General features: G+C 51.5%; 18 protein-coding genes and 1 pseudogene. 3 read left to right on the top strand and 16 right to left on the bottom strand.

Translation table 11 applies throughout. The annotated features are described in order from the left end of the window. Positions 1–37 precede the first annotated feature (37 nt). From IMCC13023_RS07035 to IMCC13023_RS07210, 9 genes and pseudogenes are all read right to left on the bottom strand, one after another. The gene (locus IMCC13023_RS07035) at positions 38–3,778 is read right to left on the bottom strand and encodes an ice-binding family protein (RefSeq protein ID WP_162097428.1); all 3,741 of its coding nucleotides are present in this window, start codon (positions 3,776–3,778) and stop codon (positions 38–40) included. Between the two features lie 529 nt (positions 3,779–4,307). After that, positions 4,308–5,066: a LuxR C-terminal-related transcriptional regulator gene (locus tag IMCC13023_RS07030; protein ID WP_007541464.1), complete on the bottom strand. Its 759-nt coding sequence runs from the start codon at positions 5,064–5,066 to the stop codon at positions 4,308–4,310. 474 nt (positions 5,067–5,540) lie between these two features. Beyond that, positions 5,541–7,202 carry a sensor histidine kinase gene (locus IMCC13023_RS03835; RefSeq protein ID WP_007541462.1) on the bottom strand — a complete coding sequence of 554 codons (1,662 nt, stop codon included), beginning with the start codon at positions 7,200–7,202 and terminating at the stop codon, positions 5,541–5,543. 1 nt (position 7,203) lies between these two features. Beyond that, entirely contained in the window at positions 7,204–7,839 is a 636-nt protein-coding gene (locus tag IMCC13023_RS03830; protein ID WP_007541461.1) for a response regulator transcription factor, read from the bottom strand. Positions 7,840–7,911: 72 nt separating this feature from the next. Further along, the gene (locus IMCC13023_RS03825) at positions 7,912–9,006 is read right to left on the bottom strand and encodes a hypothetical protein (protein WP_040325126.1); all 1,095 of its coding nucleotides are present in this window, start codon (positions 9,004–9,006) and stop codon (positions 7,912–7,914) included. Positions 9,007–9,241: 235 nt separating this feature from the next. Then, positions 9,242–10,534 carry a hypothetical protein gene (locus IMCC13023_RS03820; protein ID WP_007541456.1) on the bottom strand — a complete coding sequence of 431 codons (1,293 nt, stop codon included), beginning with the start codon at positions 10,532–10,534 and terminating at the stop codon, positions 9,242–9,244. 367 nt (positions 10,535–10,901) lie between these two features. Then, positions 10,902–11,114 carry a hypothetical protein gene (locus IMCC13023_RS03815; protein WP_007541453.1) on the bottom strand — a complete coding sequence of 71 codons (213 nt, stop codon included), beginning with the start codon at positions 11,112–11,114 and terminating at the stop codon, positions 10,902–10,904. A 26-nt stretch (positions 11,115–11,140) separates the two neighbouring features. Beyond that, on the bottom strand, positions 11,141–11,350 hold the full coding sequence (locus tag IMCC13023_RS03810) for a hypothetical protein (RefSeq protein ID WP_007541451.1): 210 nt from the start codon (positions 11,348–11,350) through the stop codon (positions 11,141–11,143). 360 nt (positions 11,351–11,710) lie between these two features. Continuing rightward, a pseudogene (locus IMCC13023_RS07210) lies at positions 11,711–12,040 on the bottom strand (heavy metal translocating P-type ATPase); the annotation flags it as partial. A gap of 121 nt (positions 12,041–12,161) precedes the next feature. On the opposite strand from IMCC13023_RS07210, the gene IMCC13023_RS03800 reads away from it, so the two are divergent. Both IMCC13023_RS03800 and IMCC13023_RS03795 read left to right on the top strand, forming a co-directional pair. After that, positions 12,162–12,518 (top strand): OsmC family protein, encoded by a 357-nt coding sequence (locus tag IMCC13023_RS03800; RefSeq protein WP_100207071.1) that lies wholly within the window; start codon positions 12,162–12,164, stop codon positions 12,516–12,518. Between the two features lie 131 nt (positions 12,519–12,649). Next, positions 12,650–12,988, top strand: coding sequence for a DUF805 domain-containing protein (locus IMCC13023_RS03795; RefSeq protein WP_007541444.1), 339 nt, complete (start codon positions 12,650–12,652; stop codon positions 12,986–12,988). A gap of 17 nt (positions 12,989–13,005) precedes the next feature. On the opposite strand, the gene IMCC13023_RS03790 is transcribed toward IMCC13023_RS03795, so the two are convergent. Continuing rightward, on the bottom strand, positions 13,006–14,058 hold the full coding sequence (locus IMCC13023_RS03790) for a hypothetical protein (protein ID WP_007541441.1): 1,053 nt from the start codon (positions 14,056–14,058) through the stop codon (positions 13,006–13,008). A gap of 531 nt (positions 14,059–14,589) precedes the next feature. On the opposite strand from IMCC13023_RS03790, the gene IMCC13023_RS03785 reads away from it, so the two are divergent. Further along, positions 14,590–15,924, top strand: a complete 1,335-nt coding sequence (locus IMCC13023_RS03785; protein WP_040325122.1) for a hypothetical protein — start codon at positions 14,590–14,592, stop codon at positions 15,922–15,924. Positions 15,925–15,958: 34 nt separating this feature from the next. Here IMCC13023_RS03785 and IMCC13023_RS03780 read toward each other — a convergent pair whose 3' ends face one another. The 6 genes from IMCC13023_RS03780 to IMCC13023_RS03755 all read right to left on the bottom strand — a co-directional run. Then, a complete protein-coding gene (locus IMCC13023_RS03780) occupies positions 15,959–17,053 on the bottom strand; it encodes a hypothetical protein (protein WP_007541438.1) in 1,095 nt (364 codons plus the stop codon). A gap of 413 nt (positions 17,054–17,466) precedes the next feature. Beyond that, entirely contained in the window at positions 17,467–19,167 is a 1,701-nt protein-coding gene (locus tag IMCC13023_RS03775) for an ATP-binding protein (RefSeq protein WP_007541435.1), read from the bottom strand. 10 nt (positions 19,168–19,177) lie between these two features. Next, positions 19,178–19,825: a response regulator gene (locus tag IMCC13023_RS07025; protein ID WP_007541433.1), complete on the bottom strand. Its 648-nt coding sequence runs from the start codon at positions 19,823–19,825 to the stop codon at positions 19,178–19,180. Between the two features lie 427 nt (positions 19,826–20,252). Next, positions 20,253–21,167: an InlB B-repeat-containing protein gene (locus IMCC13023_RS07375; protein ID WP_202797979.1), complete on the bottom strand. Its 915-nt coding sequence runs from the start codon at positions 21,165–21,167 to the stop codon at positions 20,253–20,255. 8 nt (positions 21,168–21,175) lie between these two features. Continuing rightward, entirely contained in the window at positions 21,176–22,366 is a 1,191-nt protein-coding gene (locus IMCC13023_RS07020; RefSeq protein ID WP_157775970.1) for a leucine-rich repeat domain-containing protein, read from the bottom strand. Positions 22,367–23,007: 641 nt separating this feature from the next. Next, positions 23,008–23,572: hypothetical protein (locus IMCC13023_RS03755; RefSeq protein WP_040325118.1), on the bottom strand; the 565-nt coding region annotated here is incomplete at its 5' end.

The raw sequence follows: 23,572 nt of genomic DNA, 5'->3' as shown, positions 1-23,572 counted from the left end.
CCATGTGGTGGTTATGTTTTACTTACTTATGCAGAAACTACCTGGTTCTAACTTGCCTTGATAGCTTCCTGACCGGATCTCTACCAGCGGCCGTGATATAGATGTCGACTTTTACGTCGACTCCTACGTCAAGAGTCTTTCGCTGGAACACTTGGTATCGCGAGGTAACTTTGGTCTTGAACCACTCACCCGCTATCTTCCAAGAGATTGTTGACCCCTTGTGTCCGAGTGCGTATACAGCAACGTAACCGAGGAATGAACCGGCGTTTACCTTCTCGCTAGAAACGACTGAAGCTAAAACTAAAAGCCCCATGGTCACGGTAACCTCTTCGCCTGCCTGATTCTTTGTCCCAAGAACGAGTGTGTGTGCGCCAATACTGAGTCCTGATGGAATATCGAAATCGGCGTCGAAACCCCCCTGAGCATCTGTTTCTACGGTGCCAACGAAAACTGGGTCCGAGAAGACATACAGATCTACCCAGGTATTAGGTGCCATACCCAACCCGCTAAGGACGACCTTTTCTCCGTCCATAGCCGAGATCGCGTAGTCGGAAGCAAGAGGCTTTAGCGTGCCATCTTTTTTGGCCGCGCCAATGTTAAGCTCCCAGCCAGTGCCCTTGATAACCATCTTTTCATCGGTCTCGCTTCTCTCGACCACCAGCTGTGCACCATTGCCGCCTTCGGTTGCAATCACGCCTGTTTCTTTCACAGGCTTTGAGGGAGCAATCGGCTTAAACTCTCTTCCAGTCTCTTCTTCGAGTTCTTTATCTGGATCGAGATCGTCAAGCTCCTTCTCTGGATCGAGATCGTCAAGCTCCTTCTCCTCCGGGTCGGCAACCGGCGCACCGCCTCCGCCGCCTCCGCCGCCTCCGCCTCCGCCGCCGCTGCCGCCGCTGCTACTGCTACTGCTACTGCTACTGCTACTGGCAGACTCGGCAGTCGAAACAGATGAGCTCGCCAATGAGGCGATAGATGTCCCGATGGAGTTTATTGCCCTCACCGTAAAGGTGTAGCCAGTAGATGAGCTAAGCCCAGTGATGGTGCAACTAGTGCCAGATGATGAGCAGCTTTCGCCGGTCGATGCGGTTGCTACATAAGTCGTTACTGACGCCCCGCCGTTTCCAACTGGTGCAGTAAATGTGATTGTTGCTGAATTGGTTGTTGTCGTTGCACTCACGCCGGTTGGAGCATCTGGATTTGTCAATACGACCACAATTTCAGATACCTCGGTGATTAGAACTGTGGCTGAGCCGTCCACTAAAGCAACCCCGAGGTCTGTGACAGTCTCGCCCAAAAGCGAATAGACCCTGGATCCCTTTTTGATAGCGGGGTTAGTCACCATTACCGTAATGGGCATTCTCTCTACAGTGTTAGGGACCGTTCCGTCAGCGGCCAACCAATCAACGGCGAGATTCAGCACAAACGATTTGTCGCCAGGGACAAGAGAATTTGCACGATCGCTGTCAGACAAGAGGTAGATATCGAGGACTGTTTCGTCAGGTAAAGCGTCAGGCGGGTAAGTTACCTGAATCTGAGTTCCAGCATTCGCAAAGTAGGTGGAGTTGCCAACGTCATCTTGGGTTGTGATGGATCCAATTTTGGTGTTGTCTCCCGTTGCATAAGCTGAAGCTTCCACCCACTTTGCGTAGAGAGTTCTAGAGCTCGAAGGAGCGTAGTCGTCCCCGGCATTACCAATCTTGGTTGCCAGAGAGCTAGAGCCATACCAGCCATCGAGCGAGTGTGAAGTCTTCGTTAAAGTCGGCAGCACGAGCTCAGTGCCTCCAGTTGTAAAGGTCGCACTGGCGATTCCACCGCTTCCACCATTGGCGTTATAAGTGATTGTGAAAACTGAAAGAATCACGAGACTTTGGCTAATGGTGGCCGAAGATCCATAATTGACATCACCAGAGTAGTTGGCCTGGATGGCATGCGTCTTGGCTGCCAAAGCGGTTGTGGTGCACACGGCTTGATTACTTGAAACGGCGACAGCATCGCAGCCCGAAATTGAAACGCTATCGGTGGTGAAGTTGACAGTTCCAGTTGCACCGTCCGTCACTGTTGCGGATAAGGAAACAGAGGTGCCTGCCTGTGCCGAGCTGGTGGACATCGTCATAGTCGTGGTGGAGGCAGAACCTGGTTGCAGCAACACCCTGGGATCGGATGGGTCTGAGTTACCTACACTGTTTCGCGCCATGAGAGACACGTAATAGGTCGTGCCATTGTTGAGCCCCAAAATTTCACAAGTGGTGGCTGTCGTAATTGCCGAACAGGTGCCTATCGACGTGCCGCCAAATTCCGAGCTGAAGGCCGTCGCGACTGTACTAATAAGCTCGGCGCCGTTGGCATTTGGGGCGGTCCATCTAACCTGCGCTGAGCTCCCACTCGCAACATAGCTTATGGTGCTCGAATCAACGTCCTCGGGCTTCGCGATCGGGGTTTTAGAAAAAGTGTCTGATGGGTCTCCGACTCCAATATCGCTTTGAGCTCGAATTTTTAGATCATAACTAGTCCCATTGGTGAGGCCGGTTATCAGCAGAGGGCTCGATGTAGCCGAAGAATCGAGCCAATTACTGCCGTCGTCAAGTGAGTACTGATAACCAGTGATTGGCGAATTACTATCAGCACTTCCGGCACTAAATGCCGCGGAAAGACTCTGGTTGCCCACTGTTACAGAAGAAATAGTGGGTGCACCAGGAGCGGCCGCAGGGACAACGCTTACCCGTGGGCTAGATTCGACAGACTCGCCCATTCCATTGGCAGCCGTAACGCCAACGTAATAAGTAGTTCCATTGGACAGTCCAGTAATTTCACACGTCAAGTTTGTAGTTGAACAAGAAGCAACTGCGGTTCCACCAGTTTCCTCCTCATAGGCGCGAGCGGTGTAGCCAGTTATCGAACTTCCTCCGGTCGCACTAGGCGCTGACCAACTGACTGTCGTTTTAGCTTGGCCTCTAATGACAGGCACATCCTCTGGAGAGGAGGACACAGAAGTCACGACGCAAGAGTCATTTACAAACGTGTTGTTGATAAGAGTCACCGCGCCATATTTAGCCAGTAACTGCCCGTTGATGTCTGCGCCGTTTTCAGCGGTGATCGAAGTGTGGGCAAGGATACTCCCACTGAAATCTGAGTCTCCTCCCAGGGTCGCTGAGGAACCAACCTGCCAAAAAACGTTGCAAGCCTGGGCGCCATTTATGAGAATTATTTTGCTGTTCTGCATAGTAACAAGAGTGGACGCGGACTTAAATATAAAGACCGCGTCTGGTTCCATCGCGGCGTCAAGGGTTAAAGTGCCAGAAATCTGCATATCACCACGGTTATAGACTCCGGACGTCAGCGTTTGGCCGCCGATCTCCTTGGTGGGCAGAACAGTATCACTAGTTCGCCCGAAGGCTTCGTCATAGGCGCTCTCTAGAGAAGTTTTTGCGTTGGTCATAGCAGTTTGGGCTTCCGCGCCGGATGCATCGACTCCAACGTACTTTGTTCCGATGGTGCTCACTGTCTCGGATCCAGTGAAGCCTGCGTTTGGGCTGCTCCCAAAATCTGCACCATTAGAACCACGTGCAACGGACCTATAATTCAGGCCATCAAATGTGCCTAAATGTGTGATGCCTGTTCCGGCCAGCACAACGAAGGATGAAGCGGCCCCGAGCTCAATGCCAGAGGTGGTAGGAGTAGCGGCTTCGGCCTCTTGAGAGATGGTCGCCGGCACTAACGCACTAAGAAACAGCAGCGCTGCAGACAAAACGGCGTTTAGAGCGTTGGACCTTGTGCTCAATACCCTCAAAAGGTTCCTCTACGTCGACCGCAAGAAGTGATTAGTCGGATCCCGATGGGTCCCAAAACGTACTCGCTAAAGAAGGTTAGGGAACTGTCCTCCATTTAGGGGGGATGCGTGAGAGGAAGGACCGTAAAGTTCAGACATTGTTAAAGTGCGCCTGGTCAACGAGCGGAATTCAGTTACGAAACCGCCGGTCAAAGGATAAATCACAGACAACTTCTGCTTTTCTGGGTGTCGTCATCCCCGGCGGCGAGGACTATCAGTCCGTTGACGAGATCTAAACACACGACCCCTTGTCTCCCAGACTAGAAAACAGTGTTCGCCAAGGTCCGCTACAACTAAGACATAGAAGAAGATGCGCCACATGCTTGACTTGCCCGCAAGGGCCGCCGCCATGCGCACTGCGCTGAACGAACTCACTTGTCGGTGCTTAGGCGGTTATGAACCAAATGCGACGAATTCAACAGAAAACATAGCGCTTTCGCTCAAATTCTATGAATTTCTAGGGAATGTTGTTCTACTTGATTTAGAGCGTAGTTTGCGATTTACTGACTAAACCCAGATGCAGTGCACGCTTAGCGGCCTCGCTCCTTCCGGACACTGACAGACTCGTGAAAATCCTCATAGTTTCTTGGCGGATTGTTGATTGAGAAAGCATTTGCACCGATGCGATTTGCGCATTTGTCATGCCTTCGGACATCTGCTGAAGAATCGATAGTTGGCGTTCACTCAAGTCTGCCGGATTACCCGATCCGGTACCGTGACGATCCTCGATGTTCCCGGCACCTACGCTTTCGAGCCACAGGGCCCCCACAAGAGCAAGAGTTATTTGGTCCTCTTTTAAGAGCTCAACTTCATATTCTTCAGATTTTAGAAGGACGATCACGCCAAGGGTTTGAGTTAGGGTCGAAAACGGGTAGCAGTAGACAAATACCTCCTCACCGTTTTCCGGCTTGAAACTGCCCTTAGTTACTGTGTTAGCTCTGAAAGCCTCGGGAATGAGCTGATGGTCCCATAGAGAAACTAGTTCTCCCTGGCTGGAGAAAGGCCTGCCGAAGAAGGCCAGCGTTTTTATTGTTGCATTTTGAGTCAGCAACAGAATTTCGGATCCGATTACATGCTCGCCCAATATCGGGTGCATGACGAATCCTCTACAAAGTTCTGAGGCTGTCTTAGAGGATAAAAAAAGCGAAGCCGCTTCGTGCATTATCACAGATCTATCAACATCAAATGTCATCCCAGCCCTTGACGGATGCTGGTCGGTAACTTCCGTTGTTTGCAACATGCTCTTGAGTATGCACTCATTGACTCAAATGCACCAATAAATGAACGAACATTGCGAGTAAAGGACCAGACATTACTAGTAAAGGACCAGACATTACTAGACAAAATAAGAGTCAGGGAAGCGTCAATTGTTGCGAAATTTTTTGCTTGAGTAGATTAGTGGCCGGTACCAGGCTTGGCTAGGTAGAGGCCACCAGTGCACTAAACCAACTGACACGGTCTTCTCGGGAACACTGGTAATGAAAATGACGGTTGCACTAAATCGCTTTCCTTCAGTTACCAAAGAAAGAGCCCGCCTCTGATGGCTCTTCGCATAAACAGCGAGCGGGCGTTGACTTTTGGAAACCATTGAGGCTTCGCAGCCAAAACTGGATCACTCCCTCGCTCCCCCGGAAGAAATCGGTCTCAACGACGGCCGCAGGTAGAGGTGATTTGGTGCTAAGTCGACTTTGGAAAAGTTGAGCCCTGGTGCAGGCTAAGAATATATGGTTGCTGTCAATTTGGCGCCGCCGCCCTCATTGAAGCTCAAGGAGAACTCATCCTCCGTGAGCGCTCTCAGCACACTGAGTCCGGAACCCAGTTTCGAGCTTTTTGCAAGTGGCCCAGTGCCGTTGTCGACAACGCTTAGATTGAATACTCCCGATTTTTCGCTGCTCAGCTTTACCTCGATGCTTGTGGCGGACCCGTGACGAACTGAGTTGGTCACCGCCTCCTGAATTAGCATGAAGCAGATGCTTTCCTGAAGTGGGGATAGGTCCTGACAGCTGTTAGTCACAACCACTTCAGCAAGGAAAGCCCATTGGTCAATAAGCGCCGTCACACGATTGGATAAAGGTCGTTCAGCGTCGGCCAGAAACTCATCTCGTGCCTTCTCGATTATTGTGATTACCTCGTCCTCAAGCTCCACCGAATCAATCGTCTGAGCTGCATCTATTGAGAGTTGGAGTGCAAGCACATCGGACTGAACTGCCCCGTGTAGCTTCTGGGACAGCCTCCGGTAGATCATCGCACTGAAAGCCTGATTCAGAGACCCGTTCTTGCCGTTCTGGAGTACGTTCTTGTACTCCCCAACTTGGAGCTCGGGACGAAATGAAATTAGGGCCGCCGTCACCAGCAAGGAGCTAACAACAACGAAATTCAGCAGCAACCCGGCCACAACGCCCTCAAGTTGGATGGAACCCGAAAGATAGAACTGATTCACTGAGGTGATCGGGATCGACATTATTGAGGCGAAGACAAGAATCGCCAAGAGACCTCTGCCAAGAGCGAATTTCGACCAAGCTAACTGGGCAAAAAATATAGTTATTGTCAGCAGAAAGAAGCTACTTAGCGCAGGGATCACTGCGCTTCCACCTCTGCCGAAGACCACATTAACCAGCCAGAACCCTGCCGCGTATACAAACGCCGCTGGAATGGGCGTGCCAAATGGCCTTAGCGCCAGCGCCTCGGCAGTGGTTCCCCTGATAAGGAAGTAGCGGGCTGTGGGACCACTGAGATGGGCCAGCGACTTGGAGAGCGGTTTAATGCAGTCCATGATCACTCGTTCCAGCGAGTCTCGACTGGTAAGCCCCACATCCCGACGTAGTTGGCGGAACTTTGCAGACACATTTGCAGATAGATCATCGAATACCAGCGCCAAGTTAGCGCTCAATTTTGCCTGGTCAATAGGTGCGGTGACTCGTTCAAGATTGATTCTGCGACGGACTCTGGAGCGTCTTCTGAGTCTTTCCAGCAGCGAAGCTGCTGGAATCAAGATTGCCCCGGCAGCCGTGAAAACTGCCAACCGCCCCAAGCTTGGCAGGGCAGCAAGGTCAGCTAGCGAGCTTTCCAAAAACCATTCCAGCAGATAGACAACCGCACCCAATCCGGCACCGAACGCTAAGACCAGGAAAGGGTTGGCGGGTCGCTCACGAATTGAAGCGAAGATTGTGCGCCGTGCAAGCTCCGAAGTTAATAGAACAAGGCCAAAAATAAGTATGTTGCTCAACAAGGTAACTAAATACTGATCCCAAGTAGCTGCTCCGGACCAGGCCAAGCTAACAATTAGGACTACTGGAATTCCAACCAGTACCGACTGGAGACGGTCCAGGAGCCACGGGCCACCAATAGCTCTAAAAGTGTTTTTTAGGGCCTGCATCTCACTTGCCTTGTCCCCTTAGAACAACCCGCGCTAAGTGAACTCGTTGATTTCTGTCCATTTGAGCCGGAAGGCCAAGGGCCTTTGAAATTCTATTCAGGGAGATGGCGACGGACTCCTCATTGATGCCGCGAATTCTGGCTATTTCCTTATTTGAGTGACCAAGGGCCAGCAGCGAGAGAGTCTCCATCTGCACATCGGTGAGCTTTGCCAGTGGACCAGTGCGTGTGTTTTGAGGTGCGCCCTTTTTCTCGAGAGATGAGTTGATTGCCTGCATCAACTGATCAATCTTGGATATCGAAGACTTGGTGACATACACGGAATTGTCTGCCATCACAGGCGACTTACCGCCACTGATTAGCCGTGGATCCTCGTAGCTGGTCAGGTAAACAACCCCCAAATCCGGATGAGCCTTCTGCCAGAGAAGCGAAACATCAATGCCATTGATTGTCTCTCCTAGATGAAGATCAGCAATTAGCACATCAATCTTGGCGGTTTCAATCAGCTCCAAAGCTTCCAGTGCAGTTGAAACGGAAAACACTATCTCGATGTTCTCTTGACCAAGCGAAGTTCCAAGAGACAGGCGCAGCAGGTCGTTGTCTTCTACTATGCCGATCCTGGTGAGGCTTTTAGTCATTGCTGCTTCTTTCTTTGAGAGAAATTATCTCACTCTTACTGGCCCGGGAACTAGAGGAACCAGCCGCGGCGTTTATCCCGCGATGGTTGCTTCTGAATATGAATAGCTTCCGCCGGAAACCTCGATCTTGTTGAAGTTCTCGAAAATGTAATCCATGCCCGGGGCATCAGGGTCAAAAGTGTTTATCCAATCACAACTGTTGAAGTAGCTCCCATTTAGAATCTGCTCCTCGGTGATCATCCCGCGCTCAATCATCAGAATCATGGCCGCAGCTTGAACATACGTGTTTGCCTCAAGCGGCATTCCTGGGTCTCCACGAAGGTCCAGATATGCGCGCTGGAGCATCGTCTGAACATAGTCGTCTCGGCCATCGTCCTTGGCTGCCATGTAGACACCAAAGTAATCAGCGGTTCCCTCTGCAAACCAACGTAGGTCGTTCATGCTGTCCTCTTGCCTGCCCAGTACTGGGCTGCATTGCCTGAGCAGGTAGTTAGAAAGTCCGTGATATGACTCGTGGAAAAAGACCTGTTTCGCGGTCTGCTTGTCTTGATCCGCCGACCACGCAACGATTGCGGATCTGGATTCAAAACAAGGGTCCGGCGCTGTTGCGACGTTCGCTCCACCCTTGATCCAACGCTCAACTCGCGCTGCCCCTTCGTCAAAACCTCTGGCGTCCTCTGGGTCGCAGCCTTCAAGTCCCGCCTGCCAATTTCTAAAGTACGCGGCAACCTCGTCAAGCTCGTCGTCCCCGAGGACGTCACTGTGCTCCATGAATGGATCACCATCAAATACCTGTGGGTCTGGCTCTTCATCCAAAGCCATACCTATCGGCCAGACCAGTCCCATGAAGTCAGTTGGTGGATTTAGCATCTGACCGGTGGCGGCATCGATCCATTCGAGGACTTCCTCAGACGTGATGCCGTCAGCAAAGCTCATTGCCACTCGCGTTGGCTCACGTTCAATGATTGGTTCAGCGCTCTCGGTAACCTCTTGCTCAGCCTCTTCCGCAACCTGGCTGGGGGTGCTGGCAGGTGAAGGGGCTATTTCGGTCGAGGCCGATGAGCAGGCGGTAAGGCCGCTTAGGGTTACAGCTAATGCGAACCCGATGCCCAAGAGGCGCTTACTGGTTCGTCTTGAGATCATAGTCTGAAGGTTTTCTGTGCTCATTCGAGTGCGCCTTTCTTGCAGTTGCCGGCATGCATTTCTAGCAACATGTGTATAGCTAAGTTATCACTTAATTCTTGTTCTGAACTATAATCTCAGAACCGCCTAAAGCCCTTGAGTGCGATGGCATAAAGCTTGGCAGCCTCAAAGTCGCCGGCACGTCGGCGAACATCAAGGATTCCGAACAGAACGTTGCAGGCGCTGCGTGCGGAGGCATGACGATGCCTCCGCACGCAGGTCAGCCATTAATTGCTTGTTCTGTGTAGGAGTAAACGCCACCCGAAGATTCAATGTTCGAGAAGTTATCAAAGATGTATTTCATGTCCTCGTTTGCAGGATCGAAGGTGCTGATCCAGTTGCAGTCATTGAAGTAAGAACCATCGACGAGCTTCTCTTCAGTTATCAAACCCCGCTCCATCATCAGAATCATTGCAGCAGCCTGAGGATAGGTGTTTGAGTCAAGTGTCATGTTTGGCTCGGTAGCCAATGAGGTGGCCAATCTAGCCAAGAGCCGTTGCTTGTGATCCGTCCTGCCTTCATCCTTGGCGGCCATGTAGTGCCCGAAGTAATCGGCAGTTCCCTCGGAGAACCAGCGGACGTGGTTCATCTGGTCCTCTTCTATCCGGAGGATTGGCGAACATTGTCGTAAGAGATAGTTAGACATTCCGTGATAGGACTCGTGGAAGAAGGTGGTCTTTGCATCGTACTTGGACTGCTCGGCAGTCCAAGCCACCGTCGAGGCCCTCGCATCGAAACAAGAATCCGGTGCAGTTGCAACGTTGGCAGCTCCCCTGATCCATCGTTCGACTCGATCTGCGCCCTCGCTCAGCTCAGCAGCAGATTGATCGCAGCCCTTGGCGGCGGCCGAAGTCTGCCAGGTCCTGAAGTAGTTGGACGCTTCGGTGATTTCCGAAGCACTCAAAACATCGCTGTATTCGGAAAATGGGTCTCCGCCGAATACGCCAGGGTCTGGTTCGTCATCCAACGCCGTGCCAATCGGCCAAATCATGCCCATGTAGGTGCTCGGTGGTTTCTTCATTTCTGCGATCGCAGCTTCAACCCAACCAACCACCTCGGCACTTGTGATTCCATCGGCGTAACTAATACCGGTGTAGGAAGTGACCAAAGGCTTCTTCAGTGTCAACAGGACCTTTCCTGCATAGCTTTTAGCCTGCGTTGGCTTGTTCTGGAACCAAGTTGACAGCTCCGGATTTAGCTGTTTTGCATATTCGCAGGCCGCTTTAGCGCGCTTGCGAACCATGATGTTTATGCTCATCGGCTGCGAGTAATACCTGATGCCGGTGCAGATGAATTTTTCCGCAGTTGGATTCGCATCCACTGCAGCCTTCACTTGGGCCCGCTGCTGACTGGTTAATGTAGTAGCAGTTTCACTGAAGGTCGCAAGGGTCTTCTGATAGACCGAATACTTGACACCCGCGGATTGTGCCGGAGTCGCAAAGGCGGTTGCCAGCAACATTGCAGAAACGATTGCAGCAATCTTGCGGCCGGTTCCAAACTTGTAATTAGTCATCGTTTACCCTTCACCACGGCCCTCCCTATGAAGGCACTACTTGTTAAGGGAACCTAACAGGCATACAAATAGTAGTCAAGCAAACCATACGATTTTACCTTTAGCCTTCTTTGAACTAGCTCTGCTCCAATTGGTAATCAAGCTCAGCCCAAGGGCATCGGAGAAATATGGGCCGGTTGCCCATAGGGGGACGCGAAGTGGCGTCGGCGTTTGGAATTAGCGCTATTTTTGCTTCGCCGAGCATCCGCTGATTGTGCCCCCGTTTTGAACCTTACGCCAATTGGTAATGCCCGCAGTCAATCGATCTATTTGTAGATTAAGTTGCCACCTGCGGTAGCAACCAAGGACTTAGAATTGCCATCAGTTCTCAACCACCCAGGCGGCTCTTTTCGAGCCCCCCGGTGGTCGATTGGGCAAGGCCTTTTGTGCCGGTTGAATACAGTTGCTCAAGATTCTTGGACTGCCTGTCGTATTTGGCCCATTCTGCGATCGTCAGAGGGCGATCTGTCACTACCAGGGTCATTGTTCGCATCATTCTGAGCTCAGGCCCAGATCTCATGCCGTGAACCAACGAGACCATTCATCACCCCTTATTGCCTGAAGGGTTTAGATTTCGAACTTTGGCAAGTCCTGGGCGGGCTCGCTCAGCGGTAGGTCGAAGTGGACATCGCTTCTGAGCCCCATGGCTGAAAAATAGGCCAGCACGGATGCTCTGTGGGATTTTGTTGCGATTTCAAAAGCTTCGCACGCCGTTGAATAATCCAGCGCTGCCTGGGCGTAAGCGTTAGCTAACTCTTCATGTCTTCGGTCATCCATGGGTTCCGTAAAAGGCCTTGATGCGAAATGTCGAATAGTTCGAACCTACTCCTACCTTCCCAGCTTGGCAATAGCTACCCAAGCAGGCTAGGCCACGATCCTCATTGACTGTTTCAAAGTCAATCGCTACAAAGTCCAGGAAACATCCCCCTACTTCACTTCACTTCACTTCACTTCACTTCACTTCACTTCACTTCACTTCACTTCACTTCACTTAGGGGGAAGCCCCCAATACGCTTCACATCCCTCGGGCTGGCGGGATTTGAACCCGCGGCCCCTTGTCCCCCAGACTGATCGACGACTTGCTTGCTTTCGCTAGCTATCTAGTCGTGATTTTCTTCGTTAGCTGTTTTTCACCATCTATGTAGAGCTGGGGGATATGTCGAGCCTTCTAAGCAATTGAGCGTTTAGGGCAACTAGAAGCGTTGAAAGCGACATCAAGATCGCACCGACTGACATCGGCAGGATGAAACCCACCGGTGCAAGAACGCCGGCCGCTAGTGGCACTGAAATTAGGTTGTAGCCGGCTGCCCACCAGAGATTCTGTTTCATTTTTTGGTAGGACTTCTTAGAAAGAGTTATTACAGACAAAACTGATCTTGGATCAGAACTTGCGAGGATTACACCTGCCGAAGCAATTGCAACATCGGTGCCTGCGCCGATAGCAATTCCGACGTCCGCCTGGGCTAGTCGCTACCTTCCTAGTGCCCCCTCCGGCAGCGATGAATCATCACCTGACGGTGACGTCTTGGTCTCAGAGGTGTCCCCGGATGGCTTTGCTCAGGATGTCTTGGTCGCAGGTGTGCACCAAATGAAGGCCGACGAGCCAGAAGATGTTGGTGGGACTAATAGCGGGCCAACTCCCTACCAGTTTCTGGCTGCTGGACTTGGCGCTTGCACCGCAATGACGATTCGCCTCTACGCCAGGCGCAAGAAGATACCCCTCGATCACGTCTCAGTCAGCGTTCGCCACGATAAACGACATGCCATCGGATGTGAAAGCTGTGAGAACTCGGAGGCAAAAATCGACCACTTCCAGCGTGACATTCGATTGCGTGGTGATCTAACCGAGGAGCAAATCGCCTCACTCGTGGCTATCGCCGATAAGTGCCCCGTGCACCGAACCCTCGAGCAGCGTTCCCACATCAGCACAACTCGAGTGGACTAGGACGAGCTTCATGGCATGGGAAGCTGATCGTCACTTCTCCGGTTATTGAGATAAGTTGAAACTACAGAAATACGAAAGAGGTCACCATGGTCTTTAGTCAAGCAGTTAGATCTTTTTGGTCACGATATGCCATGTTCAAGGGCCGCTCACGCCGCTCAGAGTATTGGTTCATTCAGCTATTTCTGATTATCACTAATCTTGCCGCAGCAGCTATCGATCTGGCGCTTATGAATGGCGACGTTGATCGGTTTATCGCAAACGGCGGCGGCGGCATAGTTGGCCTAGTCTGGATTCTTGCCACCATCCTCCCAGCCCTCGCGGTACTTGTTCGTCGACTTCACGACACTGGCAAGAGTGGATGGTGGGCATTGATAGGACTTATCCCCTTTGCTGGAGGAGTGGTCCTATTTGTATTCTCCGTCTTGGACTCGACCGCAGAGGAAAACCAATACGGGGCTCCAGTCAAGTAGAGGGCCTAGCCGAACCTTTACTCGGGCGGTTCGAGAATCTCAGCTAAAGTCAAGCCCCTGCTCGGCATGACATCCGAGGCATCAACAACGTCACCTTCAAACCAGTTCTCGCCACTCTCGACTGCTGGATACTGATTCAGCGAGGTGTAAAAATCCTCAGAAGTCATCCCAAAAACGTCTAAGAATGGTGTTGCCGAATTGGGCTTGGCGGGAGCCGACAAAATAAGCCTAAAGGCTTGAGCCTCAGAGATCCCCTGGGTCTTTTGTAGCTCCTTCGCGAAAGCCAGCACCATGAATGCGGATGTATTGAGATCAAGCTCTCCGCCAGCAGCACCACCATCACGGTCGTAAAGCTCAAAATCTGACGGGTTACTTAGTCCGGTGGCTATAACGGGAAACAAGTTGCTGTCGAAGTTGCTCCTGTCATAGTGCTCCGAAACATAGAGCTCCTCGACGACTTGCGCGCCGCCTTCCCACATCCAAACCGGCCAAGAGTCGCCTACAGGCGGAGAATCCGCCATCCAGGCGCCCCTTTGATACACATGCCAATACTCATGAGCAATGACGGAGAACCTGTGCAGGTCGTCGTATTCAAACTCATCTTGATATATTTCCAAAATCATCCAGGTATTCGTTCCGTCACCGGAAATACTGGTTCCCTCCATACCCGGTCTCTCCTCGGGCCAAGGGTTGTCAACAGCATTACTCCAGGCATAGATGCTCATGGGCGACTTCACTGAGTACTCATTGGTTTCTACGTCTTTGAAGTCATGAAGGCACGAAGAAATTGGGGCAACCTCTTGAAGGTTGTCCATGATCACTCCAAACTCAAGCCGCCATGCCTCAGGCAGGCTGTCATCTAATTGAGTGGCAAATTCAAAAGCACCCTTTGGGTGTGCGGCGGCAGGGTCGCATACTTCCGCTACCTCAGCATCTGAAATATCGGACTGCGCCTCTTCCCCCTCGACGGAAGCCTGCACTTCACCATCCTCGGTGATCGGCTCCGCGGCGCTGCAGCCAGCGACAAAAATAAGCGTTGCGGCAATAGTCAAGCTGATGGCTGTTCTCATTTGCGACCCAATTTCCCCATTATTTCTCTAGGGTACCGCTTTTCCAGAACTCACAATTCACGCATGCCATCTCAGATCAGCCGTTGGTGCTGAAGTGTGGGGACATTTACAGCAACCCGCTCAAAATACCTTCGGGCTGGCGGGATTTGAACCCGCGACCCCCTCTCCCCCAGGTAAGTGCAGGTTGTTCGTGAGTGTTCGTGGCTATTAGGAAATCGCGCCAATTCGGGACTGCGAACATCAGCGAATAGTGCTCTAGTGGGGGAACATCTGGGGGAACATCTTCACGCCCGCGTGAAGATGTTACTGCCGTTACTGGCATGCATCGCTAGTAGGACTCGTATTTCGAGGGCATCACCTCGGCCCATGTCAAAAATTCCAGAGACAGAGTTGTAAACGCTGAATGCGACGGCGTGGCGATGCCCACTGGCTCAGGTTGGCAATTAATTGCGCAGTCCTGGCAGGCGGAGAGACACAGGCCGGTTCTTCCCAAAGGAGTATGGTTACCTTATCTCCTACGAATGGACATCATTGCCGACTAAACGACCAGTATTTACTGCAATCTCATTGCTGGTTGCTGGGGCTCTGTTTCTTACTTCCTGCGCAACCGTGAGTCAGGGTAGATCGAATGAGGACGTGAACGAGGAAAGTTCGAATGAGGACCTAAACGCTGAATTTTCTACTGAGAGTGCGGCGAGTTTGCCATACGAGATGTGCCCATCTGATGCGGACACTTGTTTTTCTTGGTCGATGGAAGCTAGCCAGGAATGTATGGACAATTACCCGCTACTCCTAACCGAGGAAAACCGATTGGCTCGCTTACCATTTGAAGAATGCGTCTACGAACTGGATTTTTTCGGGATAGAGCATCTAACCCCTGAGAGGTTCATGGGCCCGGTGTCTGAAACAGCCAAGGAGAATGCGAAAAGGCTCCAATCCGTCGGTTGGGACCGGACCCAGACCAGTCCCATACAGATGCTGGCCACACCCGATGTTCCGCAGGACATTCTTGATGCGACCTCGGAGTCCTTGCAGGCTGCCACAGATTACTTAGGAAATTACGGTCCACTCAAGTTTTATACAGTCGGCAATGACCCCGAAGTGGTTGAGCCGATGATCAAAGACTTCTGCTCTTGGGGCAACCCCGACATCAGTTTCGAACAGTGTGCGCAAGATCAAGGCGAATCAATGCGAGAAATGTCAGCAATCTATCCCGGTGGCAACGCATTCGCCGGAGCCGCCTGGTACTTAGACGATCCAGTTTTCTATTTCGTAAACAACCCTTGCGCCAACGAGCAAAACGAATTTTGTTCCCTGAAGCATCCCGAGGAGCTAATCGGCCTGCAAAAGGTGACTGCTCACGAATATTTTCATGTTTACCAAGGATCCCAGCAGATCTACAGGCCGCATTACGAGGGAGGCTTTCCAATGCCTCGATGGTTTGAGGAGGGAGCGGCAGAGTATTTTGCTGTCTTTCTAACTCAACAGGAAGGGTGGGATCCGAACATTCGACTGGACATGACACGTGAATTCATTGGTGATGTGCAACGTGGCTTGGAAACTTGGCCGAGCTTGCGCCTGATGGACATCGAGACGGAAGCTGCCACCGCCAGAACTAAGAGTTACTGTCAGAGCGAATTGTGCATTGGGTTTCTTCAGTATGGAATGGGTTACCTGGCCATGGCGTTCTTGGCCGATATAACTTCGGATGAGGCGATCTTTTTTGACTTCTACGAGGCCAATAAAACTGATGGTTTCTACAAAGCGTTCGCGGATGTCTTCGGAAGAGACATAGACGCCTTTTATGAGGAATTTGATGTTTTCCTCAAGCTGTCTCCGGAGAAGCAACTAGAAGCACTCACCTAACTTGAGGGGCCTCGACCAGTCAGGGCCGCGGATGCTACTGAGCAAGTGCGGTTTCGGAAAACCTAAAAACACCCTCACTGACTTCTGAGTAATCGAACCAATAATCTTTCGCAACCTGAATGTTTTGCGGACTAAAGGCCTCTGGTTGTCCTCCGCAGTTCTGATACAAAGACCCGTCCATTACCTCGGAGGTTGCTAGCTGCCCTCGCTCAGCGAGCAACCGCAACGCTATAGAGCCCTTTTCGGCGATGCCGGGGTCCTCAAACTTAGAGCTAATTTCTTGGTTCCCCAGCAAATTGGAAACAAAGCTCATGTGGTCATCCCACACCACGTCGGAATCCAAGTCCGCAAGTTCAGCCGCCATCTCCAGTCCGAAGAACGATGCACCAGCCTCATGAATCCAAAACTGATCATCTTCTGGTGCGCCGGAATAATTACAGCTGGGTCCGGGACTGGCTTGAACTGTGTGGAACACCTCGTGAAAAAAAGTGGTAACTAGCTCTTTGGAAGGGCCTGCTCTGTCGGGATCAATGCTCAAAATCATCCATCGCTTCTTCGCACACTCATCCGAACCACCACCACCACCAGCCACCTGCTGCCCTCCGCCCAGTTCGGCAAAGCGTGATACTTGGCGAGCCTGGTATGTCGCAAATTCCCCGCCGCAAGCAGGTTCTAAATAGCTCTCCAGCGAGCTGGCCATCGAGTCCCTTTGGTCCGCTGTCAGTACCGGCTCAAAACCAGGACCCCGGTAATCGGTATCATTATTCTTCACCTCACCGGAAAGAAATGGCCCCACTGGGTACATAATCATCATTACGTCAGTTTGCATCTCGGCAATTTTATTCGCCGCAAAATTAAAGCAATTTACGATTTCATCGTCTGGATAATCCGAAAAGTTAACCAGGCTCAGTTGGCTTTCTGGGATCGGAGATTTTGGACAGTCGAGCACCTCTGCAAACCCGGGCTTGGAAGAGACTTCTTCCTCAATGGCAGCCATTTCCTCCGCAGTTGGCGAAGGAAGAGCTAAGTCTGCAGCGGGCTCATCGCTAACAGTCGCGCATGAGGTAAGCAATAGAAGCCCAGCAGCTAGTGCAGAGATGTAAGTCAGTCTCAAGGACCTAGTTCTCATGGGGTTCCCATCATTTAAGTTAAGGTAACCCTACCCCAATTAACTCAGGGGGTTATTTAGGGGGTGATTGCCCCCAATATGCCTCAGACCCCGTCGGGCTGGCGGGATTTGAACCCGCGACCCCTTGTCCCCCAGTTAAGTGCAGGTTGTTCGTGAGTGTTCGTGGCTGTTCGGAAATAGAGCTAGTTCAGGGATGCGAACATCAGCGAACACAGGCGAACATCAGCGGATAGTGCTTTAGTGGGGGAACATCTGGGGGAACATGTAGTTCGTAGGCCTTCTGCCTAAGAGGTAGATTCAGGCCCCTGAAAACAATGCGTTGTCAGCCCATTTCTTGGGGTTTCTAGGTGTGAGCTGCGCAACTTGTAATGGACTGTGGCTGCTTGTGACAGGCGCTCTAAGCAGAAGATGCTTTAGAGCGGGACCTTAGCCTCTAGTCGCACGAGCGGACCTACTTGAGTTCTCGACCAGCGCATTGTCAAATCATCGAAAATCTGAGATCCAAGGCCGTTCTCAACGCCAGGCTCAAGGGCTTTACCGTCATTCTCGATCACTATTTCGACTAGGCGATTGTCTAAATCAACCGAGACAGTTATGACAATTTTCGCCGGCGACCCATGCACGATTGCATTCCGACAACCCTCCTTAGCGAGCTCGTCAAGAACAAGCGAAAGACTGGGTCGATTTCCAATGATTTTTAAATCGCTCTTACCTAGATTTAGCACTATGGCGACCGACCCCTCCCAGAGTTCCGCGAAAGCCCTGAGTGAATTTGAGAGATTGACGGTGTCGATACCCGGCTGCGTAAGTTGCGTGAGGGACTTACTGATTCGCCCTTGGCTCTCTCGCGCGACCCGACGCCCCTCTTCGAGATTACTCGATTCTTGCAGCCGTTTGATTGCCAAGGTTATTTCCTGCTGCACTGTGCCGTGAAGAACCCTTGCCATCGATTTTTGCATTACTCGCAAGCCATTGTTTAGAGAGATCACCTCACGCCTAAGTTCGTCAAGTGTTTCAGCCAGAGAGGACGATGTTTCCCTGAGAGTCACAATGGCACAATGAACCAAGCCCACAGCGAGAAAAATGAAAATATTCAGAATTAGCCATGCAGCGAACAGAGGTGCAGGCACCGATCCACTCGGATAGAGCACGAGCGCTATCGACACTAATGTGACTGCAGCGATGCCCAAAACAAATAAAACTGCCCTTCCACCCGTCGCTACTTGGGCCGGAAGTTTTGCCCATAACAGCCTAAAGACACAAGAGGCAATTACCCAGCCTGCATATGCCGCGAAGAAATTCGAAGCCACGCGAGAGTCTCCAGAAACTAGCGAATACGAGCCCATGATAACGAGTGCGAGAAAGGCTACCTTGAGTGGGTGGATAGGGTTGCCACCCAAGGTCGCCCTAAAGAGCTCCGACCATTGATCGCGGCGGCCTGCGAGCAAATTGGTGCTGACATTGTTCCCAGGAGATTCCCGGGCGAGTCGATAACTCAAGGGTCGGATAACTTCGCTAAGCAGTTGCTTAAGTGATTCTGTCGTCGCCCGGGGAGAGTTCTGCGATGTCAGCCGAAGCTTAACCTCAGCAAATACCTCCTCGAGTAATTGCGATTTGCGAAATGCAATTCTTTCGGCAGCCTGGGTTCGAATTGCTAGCAAGCCTTCCGCGGCCTCTTTCATTTGATAGTTTTGGCGGCTGAGCTCTCTGGCAGTAGCGACTAGCAGCCCAGCGAGAAACAGGATTGCAAAGGAGACCGCAACGCGCAGCGATAGTCGAAGCCAAGGAAATGATGGCTCGGATAGGTTCTGAATCAAAAGGAGAGACTCAAACACACCATGGCCAACAAGGGGGCTAACAACAAATGCCAGTATCACCAATGTCGGCTTGGGCCTGCCGCCACCAAGTGATCCCAAAAGCTTTTTTACCATCCCGAGCAGCGCGATTATGGGAATAAATGAAATGCTTCTTGCCAAAAATACATCTGCTAGGCGATCCGAGTTAGAACTATTGGCTGCAACTAGCACTCCTGGCAAACTCGCAAAAAAGAGAGACAAAATGGAAAACCAATTAATCGCATCCGCGCTGCCAATTCTCTTTAGGGTGTTGTTCACGCGGTGCCCATCAGCGCTTAGCCAAACCAGTAATGGACAGATACTTGAGAGTGGCTTCCACCCTTGGCACAGCTGATTGGCGTTTTGTTATTCCCAAAGCCTTGTAGATCTCAGTCAAACGCTGTTCGATGTTTGAGAGGCTGACCTCCCGACGGTTGGCAATTTCGCGATTTGATAGACCCATGGACAGCATGTGAAGTATTTCGCGCTGGACCTTACTAAGAGCCTCTAAGGATTCGGCTGCCTGGGTGTCTTGGCGAATCTCCGGGTTCTTGTCTCCAATAACCGACTCGATCGCTGAGGTGAATTCCGATACATCATGAAGAAGTGACTTTCTCAAGTAAGTCACGCCTCCTGGGACGTCCAAGACCCCGAGTCCAGCACTTTTAGCGTCAGCCAGGGTGCTTAGAATCACAAGCTTTATTCCAGGATGAGTCAGCGCCATCATGCGAACAAAATCAATTCCGTTTGGACCTTCGCCAAGGTCTATGTCAACTGTGACTACATCAGGGTCAAAGGCCGGGATTGAGCGCTTCGCATGAACTGCGGAGGTTGCGATCATGGTGTCGAACCCGGCATTTGCCAAAGCGCTGGCAATCAGTGAACCCATGAAATTATCATCTTCAACAATGAGAACTCTTCGCTTGAAGGTTGTCATGGGTTTGGGCCTCTCAAGGCTAGCTTTTTCCCCGGCCCCGTTGGCCTGGAGTCTTCTATGGAAAATCAAGAGCTCCGGAAATGCTGATCATTAGTTAGCTTACAGACATGTATTTTGCGCGCAGAGATTAGTGGGGTTTACCACATTTAAAACCCGTTTCTGACTCTGCCCGGAACCCCTTTTGACCCCATACATGAGAAGCAGACTCCTGACCTTCTCGTCACGAGTCAGATTTGGACCTCTGAGAGATGGTGTACTCCTGAGCGCAGCCGCGACTGCCGGCATCCTCATGCCCCAAAGCTATCGACCTAATTAGGCGCGGATGCTTGATATTTTGCCAGAGCAAAGTCTCGATTCTTGTGATCAGGCCACAGGTGACTAATCCCAGGCCGACCCACCCACGGTTCGCCATATGGTTTCTGCTGGACTACTTAGTTGTCAGGTTGATGGTGTCAATTAGTGCGTAATCTATGTATATACGCACCGAGCAGTCCACACCGGACCCTACGGACTCAAGGCGACGGAAGAGATTGCTGCCGGCAGCTGCGATGCTTGGAACAACCACCCAGTCCTTACCGACCTTGGCGCTAAGTCTTTGCCCCTCATAGCCTTTGGCGAAGAGGGCAACGAAGCCCTTGAAAGATAGAGCGTTGACCTTTTGAACCACTTTTTCAGCAACGACAATAGGGAAATTCAGGGTAATTACTCGGCCCTTGGAATCCCTTGACAGCACCTGCAAAGTGTGATCACCCGGAGCAAGGCTATCTGGCATCTCCATGTTCGCTTCAAACTTTCCATTGCTGTCAGTTTGAACCTCTCCAGCAAAGGTTGGTTCCGAAAATACCCAGAAGGCAACTGCGGATTCAGGCATCAGCCCCTCAGCAGCAAGTTCCACTCGAGTTTCTGGCTGAACAATGAGACGCCGATCTTTGTTCGCTGGCAGAGCTTCGCCGGTTTTCTGCTTCGAAGCCACTGCTAGTTGCCAACCCTCACCCTTCACCACCACGGAGCCACCCTCCTCATTGGAGGCAACCTCTAGGGTCTCATTACTCCCCTCCACCGAACCGGCAGTTGCTTGCACTGTCTCGATAGGTGCCGTTGGCGTTGGAGCGGCAGTTTCCAGTGGAGCAGGAGCAGGAGCAGGAGCAGGAGCAGGGGCAGGGGCAGGGGCAGGGGCAGGAATCGCCGTCCATTGCGCATAGAGAGTTTCATCGCTTGTGAACTCGTAGCTAGCTCCGGCTGCGTAACCTGTTCCAGAACCGTCGGCCGCACTGTTCCATCCGGCAAAATTGAAGCCATCGCGAGTGAAGGTATTCGTTGTTAGGGCTGTGCTAGATGCCACCTGGCCAGTCATCGCTCCGCACCGCCGTTTGCATCGAAGGTTACGCTATGTGTTAGGGCGATAGTCAGACCGTTCCAGGTATCACCCGCGGAGCCATAGCCAGTGGCGGAAGACCCAACGTTTGCCAAAGCACCGGTTGCAACATTCGAAAAGGCATCAGTACCGACACTTGGCGCATTGCCCTTGAAGGTTACTGAGGCCAGCGAGGTGGCTCCGCTGGCGAAGTGGCTACCAATGCTTGTGACACCGCTGTGAATGACTATGGATTCCAGTGCAGTGGCCCCGATGAAAGTATGATTCTTAATATCCGTTATCGGACTGTCATCTGGGAAACTAAATGAGGTCATTGAGGTGTTTTCGCTGAAGACAGCCGCACCGATATAGCTGATGCTACTGGGGAAAGTTACTGATTGAAGTGCATATGCCTGGTGGAAAACATGGTTACCTAGCCTTGCTACCCCGTTTGGGATGTCTATGGAGACGAGTGAATGGGCTTTGAAGAAAGCCTGGTCGTTAAATTGCGTCAGTTCGCTGTCTTCTTCAAAGGATACGGACACTAGATCACTGGCTTCTTGAAACGCAGCCACGCCGATAACAGTGACACTCTTGGGGATGGTTACCGAGGTCAGGCCAGAGTTTTGGAATGCTGCCTGGTCAAGATGGATGACAGTATTTGGAATGGTGACGGAGGTCAGGTTAGGGGTATTTGCGAAAGCATATGCCCGTATCCTGACGACGCCGCTGGGAATGTCAAAAGACGATATTGAGCTGCCGTTGAATGAATTTGCGCCGATGTCATTGACACTGGCTGGGATGATTATTGAGGCTAGTGAGGTGGTGGCGCGAAACGCATGGTTGCCGATTGTTTCGAGGTTGCTGCCGGCCTCAAAGGTCACCGAGGTTAGAGCGGTGGCGTTGTAGAAGGCAAAGTCGCCGATTGAGGTGACCGTGGCTGGGATGGTTATTGAGGCTAGTGAGGTGGCTCCCTGGAACGCTTGGTAGCCAATTGAAGTGACAGTGTTGGGGATTACTGCCTCCCCGGCGCAGGAGGTGTTTCCGGTAACTTCAACGGTAGTGATCCCGTCAGCAGTTGTAGTTGTGACAGTGAACAAGCCTGTGGTGCAGTAAATCGATTCTGTTGTCGCCCAAGCAGGAGGGACGGCCAGGGCTGCTGCAACCATTGACAGCGAAACGGCCAAGCTAAGCTTCCTGGGAAACCTCGTGCTGACCGCCGCGTGTCGAGGCTTCTTCTTGAAGAGAGGATTTTGAATGAGACGAGAGCGCACGGACTTAGTCGTCAAGTAGTTTGTTTCAGAAAACGCGGAAGACCACTTGCTGGAATGGTTTTGTGCATCTCGAGCTGGCAAAAATCTCATTAAATCTCCCAATAGATAACTAATCTCCTGAAGATAGCTCACCCGTTTTTGGGGGCGGCGTTTTAGTGGGGTGAACCGCATTGATAGGTCGTTTTAAGGCTCTAACTTGGACTTCTTAAAAACACCAAGCAGAATCGAAATCCTGACATGTGCGGGGCGAAGAAGATGATTAGCTACCGGAGCCCGGGAGCCGAGGCCATGATCCGGAGAGACTTCGGCCAAGCATGAACTCCCATTGCGCACAAGATCACAGAACAAGTAAGACGCCCAAGCTCCGAGGAATCGATTCCTATGTCACTAGGGTGAAACTGGGGTAATTGGCCATGAATTAGGGGCGAAAAGGCCTCCGATAGAACAAGGCCCCTACCTTCACAGGCCTTCTTGGTGGGCGATGCTGTGTTCAAAAATTCCATGAAGTGTTTCACTTGTGTCAGCCAAATTGCTTGAGCTTTTGCTTGAGCAAACTACCTAGTTTTAACTGTCTTTGTTGTCTGCTTTTCACTATTTATGTAGAGGTGGACATTAACATCTAAACCGACTGCTGCAGTTCTTCTCTGGAACACCTGATAGTCAGAAGTAATAGTTGTCTTGAACCACTTTCCTGCAATCTTCCAGGACAGAGTTTTACCCTTATGGCCCTTGGCATAGACGGCAACATAGCCATTGAATGAACCAGCGTTCAGCTTTGATGACACTAGAGCTTCATTGATGATTGCTGGAATTATCTGCTGAATAGTCAAAGCTCCCTGAGCATTCAGTTTTCCAGCTGGTCCAGTCATCACTAGGTCTTTTAGTCCTGATGTAATGCCTGCTGGGATCACGATGGTGAAGCTATCTAAAGACTTATTAGATATTGGAACATCAATGCCATCAATGGTCAGGGAAGTTACTAGGTTCAGTCTTAGTCCAGAGATTATTACTTCATCTCCAGTTGAAGGTGTTTTATCTGAGTAGTTGGTTGGCAGTGGTCCGCTGTATGGTGTTGGGGCTGGAGCAGGAAGCGCAATCCATTGCGCATAGAGAGATACA

This window comes from Candidatus Aquiluna sp. IMCC13023, from assembly GCF_000257665.1.
Classification (GTDB): domain Bacteria; phylum Actinomycetota; class Actinomycetes; order Actinomycetales; family Microbacteriaceae; genus Aquiluna.
Note: the sequence above shows the minus strand (reverse complement) of the source record. Positions and strands in the feature narration are given on the sequence as shown.